This is a genomic window from Sabulicella rubraurantiaca, from assembly GCF_017355885.1.
Lineage (GTDB): Bacteria > Pseudomonadota > Alphaproteobacteria > Acetobacterales > Acetobacteraceae > Roseococcus > Roseococcus rubraurantiacus.
Map to the genome: position 1 here is coordinate 48595 of NZ_JAFEUU010000016.1, position 22379 is coordinate 70973.

Annotated in this window: 16 protein-coding genes and 2 rRNA genes; 3 read left to right on the forward strand and 15 right to left on the reverse strand. The window is 67.7% G+C overall.

Annotated elements, in window-relative coordinates; all coding sequences use genetic code 11:
• Positions 1–8: 8 nt before the first annotated feature.
• The 7 genes from JTJ31_RS25260 to JTJ31_RS20450 form a co-directional block, all read right to left on the reverse strand.
• On the reverse strand, positions 9–1403 hold the full coding sequence (locus JTJ31_RS25260) for an O-antigen ligase family protein (RefSeq protein WP_207540592.1): 1395 nt from the start codon (positions 1401–1403) through the stop codon (positions 9–11).
• On the reverse strand, positions 1400–2479 hold the full coding sequence (locus tag JTJ31_RS20425) for a glycosyltransferase family 4 protein (protein ID WP_207540593.1): 1080 nt from the start codon (positions 2477–2479) through the stop codon (positions 1400–1402). The genes JTJ31_RS25260 and JTJ31_RS20425 overlap by 4 nt, the downstream gene beginning before the upstream one ends.
• 14 nt (positions 2480–2493) lie before the next feature.
• Entirely contained in the window at positions 2494–3606 is a 1113-nt protein-coding gene (locus JTJ31_RS20430; RefSeq protein WP_207540594.1) for an endo-1,4-beta-xylanase, read from the reverse strand.
• A complete protein-coding gene (locus JTJ31_RS20435; RefSeq protein WP_207540595.1) occupies positions 3603–5861 on the reverse strand; it encodes a GumC family protein in 2259 nt (752 codons plus the stop codon). Before JTJ31_RS20435 ends, JTJ31_RS20430 begins: the two co-directional genes overlap by 4 nt.
• A 202-nt stretch (positions 5862–6063) precedes the next feature.
• Positions 6064–6951: a WecB/TagA/CpsF family glycosyltransferase gene (locus JTJ31_RS20440; RefSeq protein WP_207540596.1), complete on the reverse strand. Its 888-nt coding sequence runs from the start codon at positions 6949–6951 to the stop codon at positions 6064–6066.
• 225 nt (positions 6952–7176) lie between these two features.
• Positions 7177–8682 carry an exopolysaccharide biosynthesis polyprenyl glycosylphosphotransferase gene (locus JTJ31_RS20445; RefSeq protein WP_236020478.1) on the reverse strand — a complete coding sequence of 502 codons (1506 nt, stop codon included), beginning with the start codon at positions 8680–8682 and terminating at the stop codon, positions 7177–7179.
• 155 nt (positions 8683–8837) lie between these two features.
• Entirely contained in the window at positions 8838–9785 is a 948-nt protein-coding gene (locus JTJ31_RS20450) for a GAF domain-containing protein (protein WP_207540598.1), read from the reverse strand.
• Between the two features lie 249 nt (positions 9786–10034).
• Between JTJ31_RS20450 and JTJ31_RS20455 the strand changes: the two genes are divergently transcribed.
• Positions 10035–13166, forward strand: a complete 3132-nt coding sequence (locus JTJ31_RS20455) for a glycoside hydrolase family 113 (RefSeq protein WP_207540599.1) — start codon at positions 10035–10037, stop codon at positions 13164–13166.
• A gap of 15 nt (positions 13167–13181) precedes the next feature.
• Here the strand turns inward: JTJ31_RS20455 and JTJ31_RS20460 are convergent, their stop codons facing one another.
• The 5 genes from JTJ31_RS20460 to JTJ31_RS24765 form a co-directional block, all read right to left on the reverse strand.
• Positions 13182–14006, reverse strand: coding sequence for a cyanophycinase (locus tag JTJ31_RS20460; protein ID WP_207540600.1), 825 nt, complete (start codon positions 14004–14006; stop codon positions 13182–13184).
• 2 nt (positions 14007–14008) lie between these two features.
• Entirely contained in the window at positions 14009–16747 is a 2739-nt protein-coding gene (gene cphA / locus JTJ31_RS20465; protein WP_207540601.1) for a cyanophycin synthetase, read from the reverse strand.
• Between the two features lie 285 nt (positions 16748–17032).
• The gene (locus JTJ31_RS20470; protein ID WP_207540602.1) at positions 17033–17482 is read right to left on the reverse strand and encodes a protein tyrosine phosphatase family protein; all 450 of its coding nucleotides are present in this window, start codon (positions 17480–17482) and stop codon (positions 17033–17035) included.
• A gap of 157 nt (positions 17483–17639) precedes the next feature.
• On the reverse strand, positions 17640–18638 hold the full coding sequence (locus JTJ31_RS20475; protein WP_207540603.1) for a hypothetical protein: 999 nt from the start codon (positions 18636–18638) through the stop codon (positions 17640–17642).
• A 73-nt stretch (positions 18639–18711) separates the two neighbouring features.
• Positions 18712–19503 carry a hypothetical protein gene (locus tag JTJ31_RS24765; RefSeq protein ID WP_236020480.1) on the reverse strand — a complete coding sequence of 264 codons (792 nt, stop codon included), beginning with the start codon at positions 19501–19503 and terminating at the stop codon, positions 18712–18714.
• Between the two features lie 261 nt (positions 19504–19764).
• Between JTJ31_RS24765 and JTJ31_RS20485 the strand changes: the two genes are divergently transcribed.
• Positions 19765–20553: a DUF2243 domain-containing protein gene (locus JTJ31_RS20485; protein WP_207540604.1), complete on the forward strand. Its 789-nt coding sequence runs from the start codon at positions 19765–19767 to the stop codon at positions 20551–20553.
• Here the strand turns inward: JTJ31_RS20485 and JTJ31_RS20490 are convergent.
• A complete protein-coding gene (locus tag JTJ31_RS20490; protein ID WP_207540605.1) occupies positions 20546–20809 on the reverse strand; it encodes a DksA/TraR family C4-type zinc finger protein in 264 nt (87 codons plus the stop codon). The two genes, JTJ31_RS20485 and JTJ31_RS20490, sit on opposite strands and share 8 nt — an antisense overlap.
• A gap of 110 nt (positions 20810–20919) precedes the next feature.
• Between JTJ31_RS20490 and JTJ31_RS20495 the strand changes: the two genes are divergently transcribed.
• The gene (locus JTJ31_RS20495) at positions 20920–21918 is read left to right on the forward strand and encodes an LLM class flavin-dependent oxidoreductase (protein ID WP_207540606.1); all 999 of its coding nucleotides are present in this window, start codon (positions 20920–20922) and stop codon (positions 21916–21918) included.
• A gap of 102 nt (positions 21919–22020) precedes the next feature.
• Here the strand turns inward: JTJ31_RS20495 and rrf are convergent.
• Both rrf and JTJ31_RS20505 read right to left on the reverse strand, forming a co-directional pair.
• Positions 22021–22135: ribosomal RNA gene (rrf, locus tag JTJ31_RS20500) — 5S ribosomal RNA — on the reverse strand.
• A 113-nt stretch (positions 22136–22248) separates the two neighbouring features.
• Positions 22249–22379, reverse strand: a 23S ribosomal RNA gene (locus JTJ31_RS20505); the annotation flags it as partial.

Genomic DNA, 22379 nt, shown 5'->3' on the forward strand with positions numbered 1-22379 from the left:
GCTTCGCTTCAGCCCGGCTTGCGCGGTGGGAAAGTTGCCTGCCTCGCTTCCGCAGCCCCAAAGGATGTGGGGCGGCGGGCTGCCCACTGGAAGCGCGGCACCGTGACGGCACGGCCCCGCGCGACCGCGCGCGGCTTTCCGGCATAGGCCGTCAGCGCGATCAGCAGCACCCAGGCAAAGGTGTTCTGCACCATGATCGCGCTCTCCGCGAAGCCATAGATCATCAGAAGCGTCACCGAGGCGAGCGACCAGGTGGCGCCCCAGGACCCGGTGTCGCGGATCTCCTGCACGTTGGCGCGAATGACCCGGACCACGAGCATAAGGAAAAGAAGCAGCCCGACGACGCCGAAGGCCAGCAACAGGTCCAGGAAGCCATTATGGGCGTTCGGCACGTCCCACCCGATGATGAAGCGGATATCGAGTACGGGGCCCAGCGGCGCGGTCCAGAACCCGCCATAGCCCCAGCCGATCAGCGGCTTCTCCGCAACTGCGGCCAGCGAGAGGCCCCAGATATCCGTGCGGCCCGTGAGCGTCAGGTCGCGCCCCAACAAGGCGAGCACGGGTTCGAGCACGACGAAGACAAAGAAAGGTGCGCAGAGTACCAGGACGACGACCAGCGCGCCCAGGAAACCCGCGCGCCCAGGACGTCGCCGCAGCAGCTGCGACACGCCCACAAGCATCGTCAGCACGGCGGCGACCGCGATGGGTGTCTTGGCCGTGGAAAGAAGCAGGAGGAGCCCGCACAGCCCCGCCAGGACAAAGGCCCAGCGTCTGCGGCGGCTCACCGCCGCGAGGCCGAGTGCCGTCACAATTCCCATCAGCATGGTCTGTCCCAGCACGTTCTTGTGCGGAAAGACCCCGCGCCATGCGCCGGGATGCGGTGGGCCGGAAATGCCGACGCCCGGCCGCGTCGCCACGAAGACGATGCTGAGCACGGCGGCCAGGGCGAAGGCCCAGCCGAGCAGGCGCATCAGCTCCTCCCGCTCGAAACGCGCAACAAGATAGAAGCCGAGCAGCGTCGTTCCTGCGAGGCCGACCGTGCGGCGCAGCGTATCCGCCGGTGAGGTGGACCACGCCGTAGAAACCAGGGCGAGCGCGACGAGCAATACGCCAAAGGGGCTTCGCGCCGCGGCACGGATCACCTTCGGCAGGTGCGGCAGCGCCAGGATGAAGGTCAGCCCGTAGACCGGGATCCAGGACAGGCGCAGGAAGGCCTGCTCCACGAAGACGCCGTGCTTCGCATCCTCGGAGACAAAGGCCTCCGCCGGCAGGAAGGGCGCCGTCGGACCGAGATACCAGACGAGCAGGAGCACCACCGCGGCGCGGACCGCACCGTCCTGCGTGATGGCGAGCCGCGGCGCGGAGGCGGCGCGACGCTCGGGGAAGCGGGCCGAGACGCTCACGTGGGCCACCGCGCCGCGTTGCGGCGGTAAATCTCCAGCAGCCGGTCGCAGAAGCCGCGAATGTCGAAGTCGCGCTCGAACCGCGCACGGGCATTCGACGCGAGTTCGCGCCGCAGCGCCGGTTCGCCGAGAAGCCGCGCGAGCGCGGCCGCGAGGGCGGGGGCGTCCCCAGGCGGGACGAGGATGCCGGTCCTGCCATCCTCGACCGCCGTTGGAACGGAGCCGACGGGTGTCGCGACGATCGCCAACCCGTAGGCCATGGCCTCCACGATGGCGACCGGCAGCCCTTCGTTGCGGGAGGGCAGCACGAAGAGGTGCGAGCGGGCAAGCAGCTCACGGCTTCGCGTTTCCTCCGTCCAGCCGAGGAAACTCACCCGTCCGGCGAGGCCGAGCGTCCCCGCCTTCGCACGATAGGTCTCCACCTCGCCATCGCCGGCGACGTTGGCCACCCAGTCGAAAGGCTGGCATTCCGGCGAGGCCAGGGCTTCCAGGAACTCGCCCGCGCCCTTCCGCTCGCCAACCCGCCCGAGGAAGAGGAGCTGAAGGGGCGGCGCTTCCGGCCGCTTCGGCACCGATGCCGGCCCCTCGACGGCGTTCACCAGGATGGTCACGCGTGGGCCACCGGGTCCGAGGAACTCCGAAACGAAGTCGCGCCAATAGGCGCCGAGCACGACCACCTCGGCCACCGATCGCAGCACTCGCCGGATCAGGCGGCGCTCCATGGGGCCGGCGCGCTCGCAATGGTCGCGGAAATTCGCTCCATGCAGGTGCAGAACGACCGGCACGCGCAGCGCCCGCGCCATCAAGGTAATGATCCCCTTGCGCAGGACACTGCCGTATTCGGCCATGTGGACGTGCAGGAGGCTCGCACGGCGCGTGAGGCAAGCGAAGAACAGGCGCAGCAGGGCGGCGGCGAAGAAGAGCGGCATCAGCACGGCCCGGCCAGGCCCGTATGTGTCCACAATGATGAGGCGTGGCGCGTCCGGACGCCGCTCAATCTCCCGCACGAAGTAGGAAACGATCCGGCCGATGCCGCCCTTGGCCTCGAGGCCGCCCGGGGTCGCGATGTAGATCACCCGTGGCTCCTTTCTCACCCGCCCCGGGGATCTGCGCCGTCGAGGGCGCGGGCAATGGCCGTCCAGAAGGGCTTCGGCTGCAAATCCTGGTCGAGCGGCAATCCGCGCGAGGGAAGCCCGTCGCGGCGGCGGCTCCAATCCACCTCGTTGCGCCAGTTGTAGCGGTCGCTGAGGCCCCAGGTGAACACCGCCTTCACCCGCGGCTCGGAAAGCGCCGCTTCCAGCCAGGCCTGGGCGTGCTCGGCCACGATCCGGTCGCGCCGGGCGCCATCGGCCGGGAGGTCGCGGTCGTGCACGTCAAGTTCGGTAATGTAGATGTCGAGGCCCATCTCGGCCGCCGTGCGCAGGAAGCCGCGCAGGGCAGCGGGGTCGAAGGGCCGCGCCGGGTTCAGATGCGCCTGCACGCCGAAGATGTCGACCGGTGCGCCCTGCTGCTTCAGTGTTTCCAGCAGGCGCAGCACCGCCACGCGCTTCGCGCGGCTGTCGCGGTCCTCGTACTCGATGCCGTAATCATTGTAGGCGAGCAGCGTGTGAGGATCCGCCACGCGCGCCAGGACGAAGGCGTCGCGCACATAAGAGGGCCCGAGGGCACGGAGCCAGACGGTCTGGCGCAGCCCGTCGGCACGGCCATCCTTCACGTCGATGGCCTCGTTCACCACGTCCCAGGACTGCGCGCGGCGATAGTGGCCAAGAACCCGGCGGATATGCTCCTCCAGGATGCCCCGCGCGGCGCGGTTCTCCATGCCGGCGATCCAGCGCGGCATGTGCTCATGCCAGACCAGGGCGTGGCCACGGAAGCCGAGGCCGTTGCGCCGCGCGAACTGCCAGAGTGCGTCCACGGCACCGAAGCTGAATTCCTCACGCGCGGGACGCAGGGGGCCCCACTTTGCCTCCCATTCCGTCACCAGCACCCCACATTCGCGGGCGAAGGCAGCAGCATAGGCGGGGTCGTCGCGCAGGTTGAAGGAGCGGGCAGCGGCGCCGAACAGAAGGCCTTTGCGCCGCGCGCGCTCTCGCAGCGGAAGCTCCGTTGCGGCGCCTTCTCGGGGCAGTCCCGGGACCGCCAGCGCCACGCCGGCACTCAGGGCGGCGCGCCGCCCAATGCCACCAGTCACGCCGGCCTTCACGGGGATGTTTCCTCGCGCGTCGGGCGGTGGGTCAATTCCGCCGCGCGCCGGCGTCCTTCCTCCCGTGCCGGGCGCTGCGGCACCGGCAGGGAGTCGTAGTAGCTCTTGGCCTGGCGGCGGTACGTCTCCAGCTCGCCGGCCTGGAAGAGTGGGCTGTCAGACTTCGCGAGGGTCAGCACCGCCCCCACGACCGGCAATCCGGCCTTGGCGAGTTCCGCCGCGGCCGAAGCGGCCGCATCCCTCGGCGTGCGCCGCCAGCGCGCAACCAGGATCGTTGCCTCGGCCAGCGCGCCCAGCACGAGCGCATCGGATGCCGCCACGAGCGGCGGCGAGTCCAACAGAACAACGTCGAAATCGTGCGCCGCCCGCTTGAGCGCGCGCAGCATCGCGGGCGAGCCCAGCACGTCCTGCGGTGCACGGTCGCTTGCACGGCTCGGGACATAGGCGAGGCCGGTCTCCGGATCAGGCAGGACGGGCCATAACTCGTCGCCGCCGGGCTTGAGTAGATCGTTCAGCCAGACCCGCCGTGCACCCGCTTCGCCGCGCGGCGCGGGTGAGTTGCGGCGCAGGTCGGCGTCGATCAGCAGGACGCGGTGGCCGGCGTCCACCAAGCTTTGGGCCAGCGCAAATGCCAGGGTGGTCTTGCCCTCGCCCGGCAGGGCCGAGGTGACGAGCAGCGTGGCCGGCGGCCGTCGCTCGGAGAATTGCGACAGCAGCGCGACCCGCAGCGACCGCACCGCATCGGCGAAGCGGGACAGCGGCTCGCGCACCATGATCTCCGAAGCCCCGCGCTTCGCGATCTCGCGGCGGCGCAGGGCGGGGATCGTGCCGAGGCAGGGCAGCCCCGTCGCACGCTCGAGATCCGCCACGCCACGAATGCCGCCGTGCAGGAACTCCCGCACGAAAGCCACTCCCATCAGCAGCATCCCGGCCAGCGCGGCGCCCATCAGAGTGAAGCGGAGGACGTTAGGCGAGCTTGGCTTCGCCGGCGGGCTGGCCTCCGACACGATGCGGACATCGGGAAGCTGCAGTCCCTGCTGCACCGCAATCTGCTGTCGCTGCAGCAAAAGGTTTTCGTAGAGGCTGCGGCTCGCGGCCGCCTCGCGCTCCAGCTCACGCAGGGTGATCTCCGCCTGCTCGGTGGTGGCGACGCGCCGCTCAAGCGAGGAAACCTGGGCGCGCAAATCGGCCTCGCGGGCCTGCGCCACCGCCACCTCGCTCTCGAGCGAGGAGATGGCGCGGCGGATCTCCTGGCCGATGGCGCTGCGAAGGTCGCGCAACTCGGCCCGGATCCGCAGGATCTCGGGATGGCGGGGACCGAAGCGGCTGGACTGCTCGGCCTCGCGGCGAATCACCGTGGCCTCCTGCTCGCGGAGGCGCTGGATGACGGGGGAGCCGCCGACCTCGGTGATCCGGTCGGCCTCGCCACGGCGCACCTGCTCCCGCGCCTGGGCCAGCCGCGCCTCGCGCGCGCTGCGCTCCGAGACGGCGGAGGTGAGCTGGTTGTTCACCTCTGCAATGCGCTGGGCCAGCAAGGTGTCGCCGCGCGCCTCGACGATCTCGTTCTCCTCACGGAAGCGCTGCACGGCCTGCTCGGCGCTGCGCACGCGCGCCTGAAGCTCCTCCAGCTCGCTGTTGAGCCAGGCCGAGGCGCTGCGCCCGACTTCCCGCTTCAGCTCGGTCTGCAGGCGCAAATAGGCGGCGACATGCGCGTTGGCGATCCGCGCCGAGAGAGCCGGATCCTCCGACCGGAAGGAGACGCGGATCATGTAGGAGCGGCCGTCATTGATGATGGCCAACCGATCGTCGTACTGGGAGATCGCCCAGTCCAAGGGGTCGTTCCCCAGGGGCTCGGGCTCCGGCCGGCCCAGTATTTCCCTCAACCGCGCCTTGAGCTCGTCCAGGGAGAAGCCCATCGCCTCGGCGAGCCGGCTCGCGAGGCCCGGCTTTTGGAATTCCGGCAACTCGACCAGGTTGAGGCGCTCGACTACCTCCCGGATGACGGGACGGCTTCCGAGCATGTCCACCTCGCTTCGGAGGATGGCGGGATCAGGCGAGACAGGGGGTGGCGGGGCGCCGTTGGGCAGGCCCGGAATCCCCGGGCGACGCAGGTCGAGGACGAGCGTCGCCTGGGCAGTGAAGACGGGCGTCGCCTGCGTAAGCGCCGCGCCGATCAGCATGGCCAGGAAGATCGTAGCCAGCAGGACAGGGCGCCAATAGGCGCGAAGGACCCCAAGCACGTCGCGGAGGGTCACGAAAGGCTCAGTCGGGGCACTTCCGGCGTCGCTCATCGGGCGGCCTTCGGGTAGCGGGCTGCAGGACAAATCGGGAGCGGGAAAAACCCCACCCAAGGCTTCAACTGTCGCCAGACGGGCGCGTTTGGCCGCAGCCTGCGCCGCTGCGCGGTCTTGCCCGCACCCGGCGTCGCTGGCAGCGCGCGCTCCCGGTGATCAGCCATCAAGCGTCGGGCCGGGGCGTTCGAGCCGCCGTCGCATGTTCAGTGTTCCTGTCGGCATGCTCGGCCGCCGAACGCCGAGAGTCGGCAAGGTGACGAAACGCCAGCCGCGGGAGCTTGGCCATGATGCCAAGATAGCGGCCGCCGAGGCGGCGCGGTTCCGACGCGGCGCGCCACAGCCATTCCAGCCCGAGGCGGCGGAAGGGCGTGGGCGCGCGCGCAACGGCGCCGGCCACGAAATCGAGCCCCGCCCCGATGCAGAGGATCGCCTTCGCACCCGTGGCATCGAAATTCTCGGTCGCCCAGACTTCCTGCTTGGGCGCACCGAGCGCGACGAAAACGATGTCGGGATTGGCGTTGCGCACGGCTTCCAGCGCCTTGCGCTGCTCCTCCTCGGAAGTCTCGAACCCCATGGGTGGAGCGTAGAGCCCGGCGACACGAAGCCCGGGATGCCGCTGCGCGAGGGTCGCGGCTGCTTTCTCCAGCACCTCGTGACGCGAGCCGAACAGGAAGATGGACCGGCCCTCGCGCGCCGCGGCAGCGCAGACCGGCTCCACCAGGTCGGAGCCGGTGACGAGGTTGAGCCTTGGCCCGCCATCCAGCCGTGCCATCCAGATGAGGGGCCAGCCATCCGCCAGGACGAGGCGCGCCTTCTCATAGGCACTGCGTAGCGGCTCGCTGGTTTCCAGCTTCACGACATGGTCGAGGTTGGGCGTGACGACGACGCCGCCGCTGCCCGTCCGACACCACTGCATCACTTGCCGGACGACTTCGGCTTGGTCTGCGAGGTCCACGTCGATGCCAAAGACGCGACGGCGGACGCGCTTCTCCTGCAGCCGGCCGGCCGCCTGGGCCTCTCCGGACGGCTCTTGCCCTGCCGCGGTGTCCATGGCGCCTCCATGTAATCTGCCGGAAATCTCCGGCTTGTTGCGCGCTAAACTCGTTTTCGCTGTACGGGTTCCGCCCAGGGCCGGGGAGTGCGGCCCCCAGGCCAGCCGCTCGTGGTCACGCATGGCGCATCTCTCGCCCCTCATGGCCTGTCAATTGAGGCGTGCCGCGATGACGACCGAGGGCAAGCGGCCGTCATTCCCCGTGCGGCCTTGGCTATCCTCACCTCAGTAGGCCCCTGCACCGGTCAGCACGACGCGCACCGTACGCAACACGATCCAGCCATCCAGCCAGACGGACCAGTTGTTCACGTAGTACGAGTCCGCCACCTCCCAGATCTGGAGGTCGCTGTTGTTGCGGTACATCACTTGCCAGAACCCGGTGAGCCCGGGCGGCACGTCTCGTCGCAGCTGGCGCGCCTTCTCGCTGAAGCGCTCCACCTCGTGCCCCAGCATCACGCGCGGGCCGACGAGGCTCATGTCGCCTCGGATCACGCTCCAAAGCTGCGGGAGTTCGTCCACGCTGTAGCGGCGGAGATACTTGCCGACCTTCGGGATGATGCGCGGGTCGTTGCGGAGCTTCAGCGTACGCTCGTACTCGAAGCGCGCCGCAGGGTTGCTGGCCAAATATTCGGCGAGGCGCCGCTCGGCACCGGTCACCATGGTCCGGATCTTCCAGATGCGGATGGGCTGCCCCTCTGCCCCTTCGCGGGTCTGGGAAAAGAAGATCGGTCCGGACGGGTCGAAGATCTTCACGAGAAGAGCGGCAACGCCGATGAACGGCAGGAAGGCGATAAAGGCGGGACCCGCGATCGCGAGATCGAAGATCCTTTTCAGGATCCGTTGCTTGCGCGAGAAGCGTTGGTGCTGGATCTCCATCGAAAGATAGGGCCCGATGGGCCGCGGCATCACGAGGAGGTTGGTCGGACTGGCCAAATCGGCCACGACCTGTACGGTCGAATAAGGCCGTGCAAGGCCTTCCATCAACGCGATCAGGCGCTGGGCGTCCGCCTCCTGCCGCGAAAGGGCGACGAGGGCGCGGCCGACCTGAAAGGGAAACTCGCAGGAGATCGCGGCCTCGACCGGGCCGAGGATCGGGATACCCTCGATCTCGGGACTGTCCCCCGTCACCTCGCCGAACGCCGCTACCGGGACCAGCCCCAGTTCCGGGTTGGCCTTGATCTCTCGGATGGTCCTCCTCGCCTTCTCGCCGGTCCCGACCACGATGCAGGCTTCGCCATACAGGCGACGCCGGATCAGGAAGCCCGTCATGAGGCTTCGCGCCATGTAGGCCGTCGGCACCAGCATGACCCAGGTGATCAGGCCGGTGAAGGGCCAGAAATCTTCCTCGCCCGTCGCGATGAGCATAGCGAGGTGAACGAGCGCCGCACCGGCAGCCGTGTAAGAGGAAAGCCGGAGTTCCTCGGGCTGTGACAAGCCGGTTGGGGGATAAAGCCCGCTTCCGAAGCGGAACAGGATCCAGGAGATGATGGCCGTCGAGAATGGCCAGACGAGGAGCAGTTCACCCCAAATGGCGGACCTGAAGAGCACCACAACCGCTATGCACAACAAGCACGCGGCAAGATCCGCAATCAGCAGACCGAAGATGGACGTCGCAGGCGAAGGGGACGAGTTCGGAAGAGGGCCAGTTGAAAAGGCAGGGGCATGAGTGCGAGCAAATTGGCCGCTTGTCGAGTGGCTGACTTCCACTTCCGCGCCCACCCCTTGCTGCATCGCAAAACTCCCTGGAAACCGAAAGAAAAGAGCAATCTCTTAACGCGAGAACAAGAAAGCTATGTGATGGAAAGCTGAATGAGCAATCGCACAGTGACCCTAGCGCCTCCAGTTTAGTTCAGCCGGGAAGGCGGTCAGAGGCTTCGGGTTTCCGATCAGGCGGATCTGAGTCTCTGGTCGCGTGCAGCGGCCCTCAGCGCCTGCTCAAGCTGAATCGTGAGGGCACCGACGCGCTCGACTTGATCGAGCGGCGCTTCGCCCTTCTGGAAGCGGGCCATCAACTCCGCCTGCTGCAGCTTCGCAGACAGGAATTCCTGGCACGCCGTCGCCAAGCCCGACGACGCTTCGGGGGTGCCTTCCCGCAGGTGCCGCTCGGCCGCCGAGGCCAAGTCCCCTTCGGCGGAAAGCACGCGCTGGCGCAACTGAGCTTCCTTCGCGAACAGGTCGGGGTCGTCCGCGCGCTCGGTGGTGCTGCGGTAATCATCCAGGCACGCCAGATAGGCCTCCACGGACTGGGCGAGATTCGGGAGGGCCGACTTTCTCCGGTCGCTACCCTTGCGCCGCTCTACGAGGGGACCGCCATTAGGCGCCTGCAACTTGGGCAGGGCGAGTGTGCGGTATTCGATGGTCCGGGAAGCCACGGCCGCGAGTTCCGCCAAGCCCCGCCGTGCCGTCTCGCTCCAGGCTCTCGGATGACTGTCGAGCACGCAGAGCGTCCCGAGCACATGACCTGTCGGCGTCACGAGCGGAAACCCGGCATAGGCCGCGACGCTGTTCTCCGTCACCGCGGGATTGTTCTGTGTCAGCGGGTCGTTGCGCGTGTCCTCGACCACCAGTTCGCGCCCGGTTTCGACAACGTGCCGGCAGATCGAGTGGGAGAGCGGCGTTTCGCGCACGTCCGCGGCCGCCCCGGGCAGGGTGCCGTTGAAGCTCTTGAAGAACTGTCGGTCCTGATCGACCAGCGAGACCACGGCAACGGGCGCATCAGCGAGTATGCTGGCCAGGCGACTCAGCTGATCGAAGGTTTCTTCGGGCGAGGTATCCAGCAGGCCTGTCTCCCTGAGGGCGGCGAGGCGCTCCGGATCGAGGATCGGATCGTTCACGGACACAATAGGATTCCTGTGTTCAGGCTCCGGCCAAGCGATTGATTTCGCGCCTAGCACCGACCCTGGTGGATTCAAAACGAAACCGCATCAGCATGCTCACCCGCCTGATTGAGCGGCTGCTGAGCGCGGGCCCCACAGGGCAGCCGGTTTGAGGACCGGTTATCATTCTCGCGCCATCAATGATCAATTCGGTCATCCTACTTAAGTTCCGTTAAGGTTCCACGTTTAGGCAAAATTCCGTCGCCTTTGGCCCGAATTAAGTATTACACCCATCCTCTATACACCTATAAGTTGTGCTTCCTTGCATCGAGAAACTTCATGCGTGCGCAGGTAGCGTGGACCACGCCCTGCCGCGAGATGCAAGCAAGGATCTTCACGATGAGCAGTGGCCTCTTCGAGTATGCGGGCTTCGCCTTTCCCTCCTGGTGGAATGGCAGCTTCGGCACCGCTGCCTCGCTCACTTCGATCACGGCGCTGGCGTCCACGGGGTCGAACAGCGTCAGCATCGTTCCGACCAGCTACATTTCGACGGTCACCAGCTCGGATTTCCATGCCTCTAGCCAGACCGAGTCGGACGCCAATGTCCGCGCCCAGATCCTGCAGGCACATTCGCTGGGCCTGGATGTCATTCTGAAGCCGCATGTCGATGCAGAGGACGGCTCTCCCTTCCGCGGCGATTTCGCGCCCAGCGACGTGGATGCTTGGTTCGCCGGCTACAAGGTGCTCATCCTGCGCTACGCCCAGATCGCGGCGGAGACGGGCGTCAAGACGCTCTGCATCGGCTGCGAGTATGACAGCCTCGTCGGGGCGGCTTATCGCTCCCAATGGGTGGACATCATCGCGAGCGTCCGCGCCGTCTATGACGGAGTCATCACCTACGCCGCGACCGCCACGTCGGCGAAGGACGTGTCCTTCTGGGACCAGGTCGACCTGATCGGCGTAAACTCCTACTACCGGATGAGCGGGAGCACGACCGCCAGCGTGCAGGACTACAAGAACAGTTGGACGTCCATGCCCACGAACTCTTGGGAATTCTCCATTACCGAAGGCAAGTCGCCGATCGACTTCCTGCGTGACCTCGCGCTGAAATACGACAAGCCGCTTTTCCTCGCCGAGGTCGGCTACCGCAGCATGGACGGGGCCGCGCTCGACCCCGGGATCTGGACCACCAGCGGCGCCGTGGACCTCCAGGAGCAGGCGAATCTTTATCAGGCACTGCTCGAGACCTTCACGACCTATGGCGGCGACTGGTTCGCCGGGATGCAACTGTGGAACTGGGACATTACCTCCAAGGGTGCCAACAACACGAACTACTCGCCGCAGGACAAGCCGGCGCTGCAGGTCGTGACCAATTGGTTCACCGGCCAGGCGGCCATCCAAGGGCTGTCGCTCAGCGGCTCCATCGTCGCGGATGCGCTGCATGGCGGCCTCGGCGCCGACATGCTGAACGCAGGCATGGGCAACGACACCCTATTCGGCGGCGGTGGCGATGACATCCTCGTCGGCGGGCCGGCCAGCCTCGCCTCGGCGGCGCCCCTTGCCTCGACGACGCTCGTCATCTCCGCCCGGGCCGACGTGCTGAACGCGGTGGGCGCGAAATTCGTCATCCTGGTCAATGGCACGCAGGTCGGCGGCACTTTCGAAGCCAAGGCGCAGGCAGGCCAGTTTTCCGTGACCTTCGCCAACGGCGCGGTCGTCAACTCCGTGGGCGTCAAGTTCATCAATGACGAACTGGTCCAGGGGGTGGGGGACCGGAACCTCTACGTCCTCGGCATCGAGGTGAACGGCAAGAGCCTGCCCATCAGCGAGGCGGTGAACCCGACCGGCAACGGCCAGGGCGCCATGTGGTTCAACAGCACCCTGTCCATCGACACGCGCAGTCGCCAGGAATGGTTCACCGGCGCCACCACCGATCACGACACGCTCGTCGGCGGCGCGGGCGACGACACGCTGATCGGTGGCGTCGGGGACGACGATCTCAGTGGCGGTGGGGGCCATGATGTCGCGCTGTATTCCGGTCTTCATTCGGAATACACGATCACGGACCTCTCCGACGGCTTCTTCCAGGTGAGCGACCGGCGGACCGGATCGCCGGAGGGAACGGACCGGCTGAAGGACGTCGAGTTCCTGCGCTTCGCGGACGGCACCTTTTCCCTGCCGCAACTCTCGGGCGGAGGTGGAACCCCAACTCCAGTCGTCACGCCGAAGATCCTCGCCTTCTTCTCCGATACCGACGCCACGGCCTCGGACCGGGTCACGAGCGACAACTCCCTCGTCTTCCTCGGCACGACGGAAGCCGGCCGGGGCGTGCAGCTCCTCCTGGGTAACCAAGTGATCGGCACCACGACGGCCGATGCGGCGGGCCAATGGAGCTTCGATCACTCGGGCACCCCCCTGGCCGACGGCGATCACGTCCTGACCGCCGTCGATCTCGACCCGGCTGGCGCCGCCGGCGGCGCATCCGGGGGCTTCTCCTTTACCGTCGACACGCGTGCCCCCGGCGCCCCAGTGATCACGCAGGTTACTCCCGATACGGGCACCTCCGCGGCGGATGGCGTCACCAGCAGCAAAATCCTCACCCTCCTCGGCACCGCTGAGGCCGGTGCCAGCCTTGCCATCCACCTGGGCGCGGCTCTGATCGGCCAAGTAACCGCGGATGCGGAGGGCAACTGGAGCTTCACGACCAGCAGCCTTGCGGATGGTGCTCATCGCTTCACTGCCCAGGCCACCGACCTTGCCGGCAACAAGGGCGCTCTCTCATCCGTGGCGCAGGTCACCGTCGACACGGTCGCGCCGGCAGCGCGGTTCACGGGCCTGGATACGACAAAGAGCACGGCCACGCTCAAGGGCATCGGCGAGGCAGGCAGCAAGGTCCAGGTCTTTGGTGCAGCGGACAAGCTGATAGGAACTACCACCGCCTCAGCGGACGGACAGTGGAGCCTTGTCGTTGGAAGCCTGGGCAACGGCGCACAGACCTTCCGCATCAGCGCAGCCGATGCCGCGGGCAATGCCGGAGCTGGGGAGGGGCAGCTGCTTTACGGCTCCAGCAAGGCCGATACCTTGCTGGGCACCAGCGGGCGTGACCTGCTGGTCGGAGGCTCCGGCAATGACGTGCTGACCGGTGGACAGGGAAGCGACATCTTCGGCTTCGCCAGCGGCTTCGGCCGCGATCGCATCACCGATTTCACCGCAGGGGCCGGCGCGGGACGCGACCAGATCCAGTTCGCACAATCCCTGTTCAAGGATTTCTCCGCCGTCCTGGCCCGGACCACCCAGGCGGGGGCGGACTCCATCATCACTCTCGACTCCAGCAACAGCGTGGTGCTGGCGGGGGTGTCGAAGACCGCTCTTGTCTCCGACAACTTCCTGTTCGCCTGAGGGGCGCGGGGCTTCTCAGCCCTGCGCGCCCGCCATGGTGGGGCGACGGCTCTCCAGGTCGAAGCGGTCGCCATGGCAGAGCACGTGGAGGCGGACATCGTGGATGGAGAGGGCTTCCTCCTCCGCCCCCTCTGCGATGTTGGAGTGGGTGACGCCGCCACCGTCCACGATATAGACGCCGCCGCTGCCGATCACCTCGAAGCGCCGGCCGTTCAGGATGATCGCCGTGTCCTCGTCGATGCCGATCCCGAGTTCGCGCGGGTTCTGCGCCACGGCCCCCAGCAGCCGCCCGATGCGGCCGCGCTCGGCGAAGTGCTGGTCGATGATGACGTCCCGCACCAACCCCAGCCCAGCCGCGAGGTGCAGGTCACCGATGCGGTGGGTCTCCTGCCCCTTCCCCTTCACCAGCATCGTGTCGCTCATGGCCGAGGCCCCGGCCGAGGTGCCGGCGATCACGCCGCCCGCCGCGTGGATCTCGCGCACCCGACGCTCGACCGGCGTGTCGCCCAGCTGGCTGCTGATGCGAAGCTGGTCGCCGCCGGAGAAGAAAACGCCCGTCGCACCCTCGAAGATGCGCAGCTTCTCCGTATCCTGCGCCTCGGAGCGTTCCTGGACGTAGAGTTCCGCGAGGTCGGTGACGCCCAGCGCGGCGAAGGCGGCCTGGTAGGCTTCGAAATACCCCTCGGGCTGGTGCGAGGCGACGGTGGCGATGACGAGCCGCCCCTTGCCCGCGTGCTTCGCCACCTCGCGCAGGATCAGGCGCTCGCCTTCCTTGTCCTCGTGTCCACCGATGATGATGAGCGGCCCCTTCCCCGCTTGGTCCTCCCCAGCTGCTTCCATGGTCAGGCCATCTCGCTTTCACGCACGGGGGCAGGCTGCGGCACGAAGGCGAGCATGCGGGCCCAGACCTTCTCCACCGATGTGGGGGTGAGAACGACAAGATCGTCCGGCCGGGCGAGGCGCAGGCACAGGTCGGTTGCCTCAAGCTCGTCGGGAACGCGGTGCATGCGTTCCGGCGAGAAGCCGGCTTCCAGCGCCCCCTCGGCGATCAGGTTCATCACCTCTCCGGGCGCCCTGCCACGTCCGTCGGGGCGCTCACGCAGAACCAGCTCGTCGAAATGCGCGGCGGCGATACGCCCCATCTCGCGGATATCCTCGTCGCGCCGGTCGCCGGGAATGCTGATCATGCCGATCGCCCGCCCGTGCCGCGGCCGCAGCTTCACGACAAGGTCGCACAGCGCCGTCAGGCCGGCGGGGTTGTGGGCATAGTCCAGGATCACCCGGAAGCCGTGCCCATCATGGATGTTCAGCCGGCCCGGGCTTTGCTCGAAGGAGGTCGAGAAGCTCTGCAGCGCTGCCCGGATCACGGGCGGCGAGACGCCCTGTGCGTAGGTCATCGCGACGGCCGCCAGGGCATTCTGGATGTTGAACCCGGCCATGCCGCCCAGCGTCGCCGGGATTTCCGCCGCGCCCATCAGCGGCAGGCGGCGGCGGTCGTCATGGACGACGATGTCCCCTCCCCCTGCCCCGTCCTCGTGCACCACCGCCAGTCCTCCGGCCTCGACATGTTCGCGCAGCGCGTCGGTCATCTGCGCGCCGCCCTTCATGGAGAAGAAGGCAATGCGGCCGCGTGCGTGGCGCTCCATTGCCAGGGTCAGGGGATCATCCGCATTGAGCACGCTGCACCCATCGCGCCGGACGGATTCCACGACCACCGACTTCACGGCCGCGAGATCCTCCAGCGTGTCCACCTCCTTGAGGCCCAGATGGTCGGCAGCGATGTTGAGCACGGCGCCGATATCGGCCTCCTCGAAGCCCAGCCCCTCGCGCAGGATCCCGCCACGCGCGGTTTCCAGCACAGCCGCTTCCACCGTCGGCTCGCGCAGCACCATACGGGCGCTGCGCGGACCGCTGGCATCGCCCTCCCAAACGAGGTCCCCGCCGACCCAGACGCCGCTCGTGCTCGTCATGCCCACGCACAGCCCCGAATGGCGCAGGATGTGCGCCACCATCCGCGTCGTCGTGCTCTTCCCGTTGGTGCCGGTGATGGCGATGATCGGGATGCGGCCCGTCTCGCCATTGGGAAACAACATGTCGATTGCGGGCCGGGCGATGTCCCGTGCCCAGCCCTCGAAGGGCTCCAGGTGCATGCGGAAGCCGGGTGCCGCATTCACCTCCACGATGCCCCCGCCGGTCTCACGGACGGAGCGGCGGATATCAGGCGCCAGGAAGTCGATCCCGGCCACGTCCAGTCCGACGATCTGCGCCGCGCGGCGCGCGATGCAGGCATTGTCGGGATGGATGTCGTCCGTCCGGTCGATCGCGGTGCCGCCGGTGGAGAGATTGGCGGTGTCGCGCAGGGCCACCCATTGCCCCTCCCCGGGCACGGATTCCAGGCTCATTCCTGCCTTCGCCAGCAGGGCGAGGACGTGCTCGTCCACCACGATGCGCGTCAGCATCTTCTCGTGGCCGCTGCCGCGGCGGGGGTCGCGATTCACCTCCTCGATCAGCGCGGCAATGCTGCGCGCCCCATCGCCGATCACATGGGCCGGAACGCGCTGCGCCACCGCCCGCACCTCCCCGGCAATGACCAGGATGCGATGGTCATGGCCGCTGAATTGCTGCTCCACGATGACACGGCGACCGTGTTCCGCGGCATGCGCGAAGCCCTGCCGAACCGCATCGGCCGAGTGCAGGTCCAGGGAAACGCCCCGCCCATGATTGCCGTCGAGCGGCTTGGTCACGACGGGATAGCCCAGCCGCTCCGCCTCCTGGACCGCCGCCTCGGCCGTACGCACCACCGCGCCCTTGGGCACCGGCAGCCCGGCCTCGGACAGCAGGGATTTCGTCAGGTCCTTGTCGCCCGCGATCTCGACGGCGATGGAGGAGGTGCGGCCGGTGATGCTGGCCCGGAGGCGCTGCTGCTTCTTGCCGTGGCCCAGCTGGACCAGGCTGAGCGAATCCAGCCGCATGACGGGAATCCCGCGCCGCTCGGCCTCATGAACGAGGGAACGCGTGGTGGGCCCGAGGGCACGGCGGCCGACCACGCGGGACAGCGCGGCCAGCGCGCCGTCGAACCCGCCCTCCTCGGCCAGCAGATCGCGCTCGTGCAGTTCCTCCAGCCCCCTCACACCGCGAAGCACCGCCGGAAGCAGGGAGTCCACGAGTTGCAGCGCAAGGCGTCCGGCAAGCAGCCCGACCTCTTCCTCGCGATAGGCGTAGAGGACGTTGTAGCAGCCGCGGCATCCCTTCACCGAGCGCGTCTTCCCCCGCGTCACGCGTGAGCCGGCGCGGCTCTGCAGTTCCAGCGCGACGTGCTCCGCCACATGACCCAGCCACGTTCCCTCCCGCATCCGGCGTATGAAGCCGCCCGGGGTGCCGTAGGAGCAGCCATGCTCGCGCAGCCCCGGCAGCATCGCCACCAGCGCGTCGGCAAAGCCGGGAAGCGTGTTCGTAGGCCGATCTTCCAGGCTCCCCAGGTCGAGGCGGAAGCGGATCATCGGCGTATGGCTGAAGAGATGCGGCCCCCGGTACGTGACGGCGTGCAGCACGCGCATCGGCGCGGCTCGGTCGTGGTGCATGACTGGCCTGAGTTCTTGTTGTTCGTGGAAGGGAGAAGCCACGAAGCAGAGCATCGTTTCAAAAGTGACGCGGTTTATTTCCGCCCCTCACACAAAAGGCAATCTTTTCTTGGAAGGAAAAGAAATCACCAAGAATTGGATGCAGTGACCCAATGATGGGGCGGCACAATGCCGCCCCCGACGTCGGGCTAGATCTTGGGTCGCCGTTCATCCTTCCTCCGGCACGCAGCGCAGAGGAAGGGCTGCCGCGCAGTCAGCGGCGAGAGTCGCCCGCCAGCGCGCGGTTCACTTTCTTCCGTCGAGATTCTGGCGGACGAAGTTCTCCAGCTCCGGGCTCTTCCAGTCCATGCCCAGGGACTTCGCACGGGCAAGCGCCTCCTCGCCGGAGAGCCCTTCCTCCTTGGCGACCTGCAGGATCGCGAAGGCACCGGCGCGCTTGCCGGAGGCGCAATGCACCAGCACCGGTCCTTCCATGCCGGAAACCGCCTCACGGAAGCGGTCCACCTGCTCATGGCTCGGCGCGGTGGCGACCACGGGGACGTGGGCGTATTTCAGCCCGGTCGAGCGCACGACCTCGCCTTCCGCCGCGGGTGGCAGGGGCTGATTCTGCTCCCCGTCGGAGCGCAAATTCACCACCGCCTTGAAGCCTTCCTTCGACAAGCCCTTCAGCTCCTCTTCCGAAGGCTGGTCTGTGACGATCGTCATCTTGTCGTTGATCTTGAAGCGCTGACCCATTGCCGGGCCTCCCTATTCTATTGATGGACGCTGGCAGCGTGCAGCACGGCGGCCCTGGCTTCAATCGGCAAGGCGTGGCGGGGCATGGGCCTCCAGAAATGCAGAAGGCCTGCGGGGCCGAAACCCCGCAGGCCCGATGCTCCGAAGAAGCAGCGCCTCAGCGGCGCGTCTTCTCATTCTCCGGATGGGCACCACTGATGTTGGTGCCGAGCGCCTTGTCCACGCCGCGGCTCAGCTCCGTGCCCGGAGGGTTGCCCGGCGTGCCGTCCGGCGTCGAGGGCAGGATGTTGCCATCGTCGTCGGCACGGGGCGTGAGTTGCCCCGACGCGCCAGCGGTGCCGGCCGCGCGGCTCGCCATCGTGCCCGGCGGGTTGCGCATCGTCCCGTCCGAGTTCTGCGGACGCGCGCCCGACACGTTGGTGCCGGCGACATCGTCCATGGCCCGCGTGGCGGCGGTGCCCGGCGGGTTGCGCGACGTACCATCCGAGTTCTGCGGATAGGCGCCGCTCATATTGGTGCCGAGCGTGCGGTCCGCCGCACGGCTGGCCATGGTGCCGGGCGGGTTGCCCGGGGCGCCATCAGGCGCGGAGGGGATCAGGCTGTCCGGGTCGTCCTGATAGCCCGACCAGCCGCTGGCGCGGTAATCGGCCTCGCGCGACGCCACGTCCACCGCGGCATGGCGCGACAGCACGGCCTTCGCCTGGGCGATGCGCGTCTCGTCGGCGCGCACCGTCACCAGAGTGCCACCGCGCCGCACGCCCTCGGCATAGACATGCGCGTCGCGCTCTTCGACGCCCGCGCCGACCAGGCCGCCCAGCAGGCCGCCGGCCGCCGCGCCGGCGCCCGCGCCGGTCAGCGCCGCCACCAGCCACCCCGCGGCCACGATCGGGCCGAAGCCCGGGATTGCGAGCGCCCCGAGTCCGGCCAGGAGCCCGGCACCGCCGCCCAGCAGGGTGCCGGCCGTCGCGCCGACGCCTGCGCCGGTCGAGGGTTCGTCGGTGTCCGCAGCCGAGGTCGTCGTGGAGCCGGACGTGCCCTCGCCACCGCGCGCGATGCTCACCTCATCCGAGGAGAAGCCGGCGTCTTCCAGGTCACGCACCGCCGCCATCGCATCGGCGTGGCTGTCGAACATCGCAACATGAGTCTTCATAGCCATGGATTTGGTCCTCCGTTTGGTGCCATCCGGCCCGCGCGCAGGGCGCGGGCCTTTGGCCGAGGGTTCTGTCTGCTCAGCGAGTCGGGGTCGCGCCCGACTGCGGGTTGGCACCGGTCGTGTTGGAGCCCGTGGCCCGGTCAACCGCACGACCAGCCGCCGTGCCCGGCGGGTTGTTCGGCGTGCCGTCCGAGTTCTGCGGGAAGGCGCCCGAGGTGTTGGTGCCGGCGGCGCGGTCCAGGGCGCGGGTGGCGGCGGTGCCCGGCGGGTTGCCCGGCGTGCCATCCGGCCGCGCCGAGGTGGTGCCGACCGCCGCACGTCCGTCATTCGGAGCGGTGGCCGTGCCCGTCGTGGTAGAGCGGTCGGCGGTTCCGGCCGTCGTGCCGGTTCCGGCAGGGCTCATGGCAGCAATGCCGGTGCCCACGGCGATGCGGCCGCGGAAGTCCATTGCCACGTCGGTCTGCGAGCCGCCACGCGTCCCGCGGCCAACCCAGAAGCCCCGGTCGTCGCGGCGCAGCTCACCCACGTTGGTGATGCCCGCATCTTCCATGCGGCTGCGCGCCTGCCCTTCCGTGAAGCTGTTCGAGCCGCTTTCCAGCGCACTGAACTCGACGATCTCGTTGCGGCGCTCGCCATCCTCGGCGCGGCGCTCGGTACGGGCCTCGCTGCCCGTGCGGGCGCCGGGCGTCGTGGTCGCGGAGGGCGTGGTCGTGGTGGTGGCGGGCGCGGTCGCAGACGGGGCGGTGGTGGTGGCGCCCGGGGCCGCAGAGTCGCCCGTGCGCGCCTGCTGGGCATGGACGGCCGGCGCCAGCGCCAGCGCGGCCACCAGAACGGCGCAAGCCGGAAGGTGAGTCGTGCGAATGGTCATTAATCTGTCCTCCTCGCTTCGCGGCCTGCATCAGAGGCCGCACGAGGTAGTGAACGCGCGAAAGCCCCATTACTTTTCTGCCAATGTCAAGAAGAATGGCGCTTCCCAAACAAGGATGCCAAACACACATTCCCCGGTGTGGAAGGTTTTAGGAATTGCGGCGCGATGAAGGGCGAATTCATCGCAAGCAGCACTTACTTATGAGTGGGAACGAGCGACGGAGTTCCGTGACAGGCGTTGCGCACCTGTCGGAGAACCACCATGCCGCGAACGAGTCCTTTCCTCGCCGCTTGCCTTGCTGGCTTCGCGCTCGGCGGTTTCTTCGACGGCATCCTGCTGCATCAGGTCCTGCAGTGGCATCACTTCCTGAGCCTTGTCCCCGGCGAAGCTTGGCAGACGCAGCGCGCGCAGATCCTGGCTGACGGCCTGTTCCACATCGCCACATATCTCCTGACTCTTCTTTCGCTGTGGCTGCTGTGGCGGGCACGCACCGGCCTCGCGGCCGTTGGCGGTCGCCTGATCGTCGGCGCGGCGCTGCTGGGCTTTGCGATCTGGCAGTTCTCCGACGTAGTGCTTTTCCACTGGATCGTGGGAATCCACCGCATCCGCGTCGATGTGCCGAACCCGCTACTGTGGGATTTGGGGTGGCTTGTCGTCACCGGGGTGCCTCCCCTTCTGCTCGGGGCGTGGCTGTTTCGCCGCCGAGGGCCAGGCATGCGTGGCCCAGCCGCAGCCTTCGGTCTTTCACTGCTGCTCCTGGCTGCGGCGCCGGTCGCCGCGATGCCAGCGCCCGGTTCGCTCTCCGCCGTGATGTTCCGCTCCGAGATCGGGCCGGTGGAAGCGGCGGTCGCCGTGCTCCAGGCGGGAGGACGCGTGGTTTCGGTGAGTGTTGAGGGGGGGATCGTGGTGGCCGACCTGACGGAGGCCAACTCCTTTGCCCTTTACCGTGCGGGCGCGCTGCTCGTGGGACGCTCCGCGCTCACGGCAGGCTGCCTGGCTTGGTCCAGGCCTGCGCCAAGCGGAGCTGCAGGCCCGCGTAGCCCTATTTGAGCTGGCTGTCCTTGCTTCCGCGCCGGTTATAGGGCGAGAAAGCCGGGCTGCGGTCGAGCGCGGACTGACAGGGTACGCAGGTGCGCGCCCCTGGGAGAGCGCGACGCCGCGCTTCGGGGATCTCCTCGCCGCATTCCTGGCAATGGATTTCGCCCTCGCCCACCGGAATGCGGGCGCGCGCAAGCTTCACCGCATCGGCCACGGTGTCGTCGATCTGATCCTGGATATTGCCGTCGCGAGTCCAACCGCCTGCCATCGCGTGTTCGCTCCTGGGATGAACGATGCCTTGGAGATGGGAATTCAAGCTGTTGAATCCAACGCGCGTCGCGGGTTTCAGAACGACCGAGCGCAGCCCATCTAGACGCGATGGCACGACTTTCCGTCCTCGATCTCTCACCCGTCCCGGAAGGCAGCGATGCCGGCCAGGCGCTGCGGAACTCGCTCGATCTGGCGCAGCACACGGAGCGCCTGGGCTTCCATCGCTTCTGGATGGCCGAGCATCACAACATGCCCGGCATTGCGAGCGCCGCCACGGCAGTGGCGCTGGCCCATGTGGCAGCCGGCACGCGGCGGATCCGCATCGGCGCGGGCGGGATCATGCTGCCGAACCACGCCCCCCTCGTCATTGCAGAGCAGTTCGGGACGCTGGCGGCGCTTCATCCAGGGCGGGTGGATCTGGGCCTTGGACGGGCACCAGGAACTGACCAAGTGACCGCGCGAGCCTTGCGGCGGAACCTCGCTTCCGATGTGGATGAATTCCCGCGCGATGTCGTGGAGCTTCTGGAATACTTCCGGCCGGCTCGACCCGGCCAGACGGTCCAGGCCGTGCCGGGCGCGGGACTAGAGGTGGAAGCGTGGATCCTCGGATCCAGCACCTTCGGTGCGCAGCTCGCCGCCTATCTCGGCCTTCCCTACGCCTTCGCCTCTCATTTTGCGCCGGCGCAGATGATGGACGCGATTGCCATCTATCGAGAGCAGTTCCGGCCTTCAGAGCGGCTGGCGAAGCCCCACGTCATGATTGGGGTGAATGTTTTTGCCGCCGAAGGCGATGCGGAGGCGCGCTGGCTGTTCTCGTCCCTGCAGCAGGCCTTCCTGAACCTGCGCCGCGGGCGACCGGGAAAGCTGCCGCCGCCGGTAGAAGGGCTCGACGCGCAGATCGATGGCCATGGGCGCGCCATGCTCGAGAACGCCCTGGCTTGCTCGGTTGTGGGCGGGCCCGAGGCGGTGCGCCTTGGAATCGAAAGCCTCGCCGAGCGGACCGGTGCGGACGAGCTGATGGTCACGGCGCAGATCCATGACCATCAGGCGCGCCTGCGCTCCTTCGAGATTCTCGCTGAGGTGCAGATGACCGGCGCTGCCGTTTAGGCCAGCAAGCAACGGGGGCGGCGACAGCAGCCCAGAAACAGCAAAAACCCCCGAGGCGAGGCCTCGGGGGTTTTGCTTTGTGTGGAAAGATCCGGCGTGGCGGCACGGCAGCGACCGACTCTCCCGCCGCTTGAGCGGCAGTACCATGGGCGCTGGAGTGTTTCACGGCCGAGTTCGGGATGGGATCGGGTGTGGCAACTCCGCGATAGCCACCGCGCCACCGCGCCGGACCTTTCCAGGAATTGGTTGTGTATTTGAAAGACAAGCCACGTACGGCTTGATGCTGCGTGTGGTGCCCCTTGCCTTTCGGCAAGGAAGCAGCAGTCGTCATGATATGAGCCTATCGGGCGATTAGGACCGCTCGGCTGAGCGCATTGCTGCGCGTATACCTGCGGCCTATCGACGTGCTGGTCTGGCACGGCCCTCGGGGAGACCTGGTTTTGAGGTGGGTTTCCCGCTTA